Below are 2,810 nucleotides of genomic sequence, written 5' to 3'. Positions count from 1 at the left end.
GTCAAAAAATAAACCCCGTGACGTTCAAGTTTTCCCGATTGCTACAAATACAAGAATCCTGCGATCGCGCAGTTGGTCAAGGCTGAGATTTGAAATTGAATATGCTCTTGCTAAGGGTACAACTGCTAATTCTTATTTAATTGAAAGCGAGAAAACCGCAATTATCGATCCTCCGGGAGAAACGTTTACGCAAATTTATTTAGAAGCTTTGCAACAACGTTTCCATCTTGAAGATTTAGATTATGTAATTTTGGGACACGTAAATCCTAACCGCGCTGCAACTTTAAAAGCTTTGTTAGAAATTGCCCCGCAAATTACCTTTGTGTGTTCTAATCCAGGGGCGATAAATTTACGTGCGGCGCTGGAAAATCCAGATTTGCAAATTCTTGTCATGCGCGGCGAAGAAACTCTAGATTTGGGTAATGGGCATAATTTACAATTTATTCCCACCCCCAATCCCCGTTATGCAGATCAACTCTGCACATACGATCCGCAAACAGAAATTCTGTACACAGATAAGTTATTTGGGGCACACGTTTGTGGAGATCAGGTATTTGATGAAGGTTGGGAAGTATATAACGAGGATCGGCGCTATTATTTTGATTGCCTCATGGCTCCCCACGCTCGGCAAGTTGAGACAGCATTGGATAAACTTGCTGATTTTCCCGTGCGAATGTATGCCAATGGACACGGGCCTTTGGTACGCTATGACTTAATCGACCTGACCAAAGCTTATCGGGAATGGAGTCAACAGCAAACTTCTGCTGACTTGACAGTAGCGTTGATTTATGCATCCGCTTATGGAAATACAGCCACATTAGCCCAAGCGATCGCTCGTGGGATCACAAAAGCTGGTGTAGCTGTAGAATCGATTAACTGCGAGTTTACTGAACCAGAAGAAATCCGGGTGGCTGTGGAAAAAGCCGGTGGTTTCATCATCGGTTCTCCTACCCTTGGCGGTCATGCACCGACACCTGTACAAACAGCTTTAGGAATTGTCCTATCCACCGCTACTAACAATAAACTCGCTGGTGCTTTTGGTTCCTTTGGCTGGAGTGGAGAAGCGGTTGATTTAATTGAGGGTAAATTAAAAGATGCTGGCTATCGGTTTGGTTTTGATACAATTCGCGTAAAATTCAAACCCGACGATGCCACCTTACAATTGTGTGAAGAAGCTGGAACCGACTTTGCCCAAGCACTGAAGAAAGCGAAAAAAGTGCGATCGCCAAGTCAACCTGCAACAACTGTAGAACAAGCAGTTGGTCGGATTGTCGGTTCTCTTTGCGTTCTCACAGCCAAAGAAGGCGATCGCTCCAGTGCCATGTTAGCTTCTTGGGTGTCTCAAGCTAGCTTCAATCCACCTGGTTTAACCATCGCCGTCGCCAAAGATCGGGCAGTCGAAACACTGACGCATACAGGAAATAAATTTGTCCTCAATATTCTTAAAGAAGGCAATCACCTGGGATTGATGAAGCACTTCCTCAAACCTTTCGGCCCAGGACAAGACCGATTTGCTGATGTCGCCGCCCAAGAAGCTGAAAGCGGTTCTCCCATACTTACGGATGCCCTAGCATATCTCGAATGTTCCGTACAAAACCGGATGGAATCTGGCGACCACTGGCTGGTTTATGCAACTGTCGAGAGCGGCAAATTGTTGGATACTGATGGTGTTACAGCCGTGCATCATCGCAAGTCAGCAACTCATTATTAATTAGCGTTTTGGATTTTGGATGAATCATTTAAAATCTACAATCCAAAACAGTAATTTTAATCTCGTAAAATTACTGGTTGTAATAGATAACAGATTGTTTTATTTGTTGCATCTTTTTGATAACTTTGGAATTGCCATTAGCCACAACTATAACCTCCCAATTGTGCTGAATTTGGAGTTTCTTTTTTAAAATTGTTGCTAGCTCTAAATCAGCATCACTAGACTCTAGTCGAAGGAAGCTTGAGTGGCGAACAATCCCCAAAACAAAAAAAGGTATATTCGAGAAGTGATTCATGACTTTTTGCACTAAGAAAGCTTTTTTAACTTGAGGACATTGGGATATCAAAGTGCGAATTTTGCGTGTTTCAGTTTTTTCTAATCCGTGCTGACAGAAAGTGTCTTGATGACTCACAACAGAACGTTCCTTCTTACCTTTGCTCAATTGCTCATTAAAAGCATCTAGCCTATCCCGATAATGTTTAGATTTTTCTACTTCACCGCGTTGCCAAAACAATTCATACAGAATTTGCAGACAATGATTTGTTAAACTAACATCTTGGCTTAAAGCCGTTTCTAGGTGCTGTACTCCATCCAAATTATCTTGTTTGAGCAAAATCTGTCCTAGCAAGTAATGTACGCTCACATTATCCGAATCCATGATGAGTAACTGATATAGCCTTTGCATAGCTAATTCTTCTTTGTTTACTTCTAAACTCAAATTAGCTAACTTCCAGATATCTTCTAAACTTAAATTATTCTGAGTTTCCTTTTCTTCCAATATTTTGATTTCTTGTAAAACTTCTTGTACAACCGCATAACGTTGTCTCCAGGAACTCTCCATTTGCTGTTTCCAAACCTTATCTAAATCAAGGGTAAACTCTTGTAATGCCTGTTTACCTAATAGCACTTCTGCGGCATTTTCTTGAAGCACAAAACAGTGTGAAAGAAGTTCCTAAGAAACTGAAGTAAAACCTAGTATTTTCAAACGTTCATTCAGACAAGGATGGGTATCTATATTATTGGTTTTGCGAGCTAAAGCTTGTTTAAAAAACTTATAGCTTTCCTGTAAGTTATTGGGTTGGAATAAAGCTTTTAGTAG

General features: G+C 41.1%; 2 protein-coding genes. One reads left to right on the top strand and one right to left on the bottom strand.

All coding sequences use genetic code 11. The features are described 5' to 3' along the window. A partial coding sequence (locus IQ229_RS22455) for a diflavin flavoprotein (RefSeq protein ID WP_194047538.1) occupies window positions 1-1,711 on the top strand: 1,711 nt, incomplete at its 5' end. Window positions 1,712-1,781: 70 nt separating this feature from the next. Here the strand turns inward: IQ229_RS22455 and IQ229_RS22450 are convergent. Beyond that, window positions 1,782-2,642 carry a hypothetical protein gene (locus tag IQ229_RS22450; protein ID WP_194047536.1) on the bottom strand — a complete coding sequence of 287 codons (861 nt, stop codon included), beginning with the start codon at window positions 2,640-2,642 and terminating at the stop codon, window positions 1,782-1,784. Between the last annotated feature and the right edge of the window lie 168 nt (window positions 2,643-2,810).

It is taken from the genome of Nostoc cf. edaphicum LEGE 07299, from assembly GCF_015207245.1.
Lineage (GTDB): Bacteria > Cyanobacteriota > Cyanobacteriia > Cyanobacteriales > Nostocaceae > Nostoc > Nostoc edaphicum_B.
This window is presented reverse-complemented; position numbering and strand designations above follow the sequence as displayed.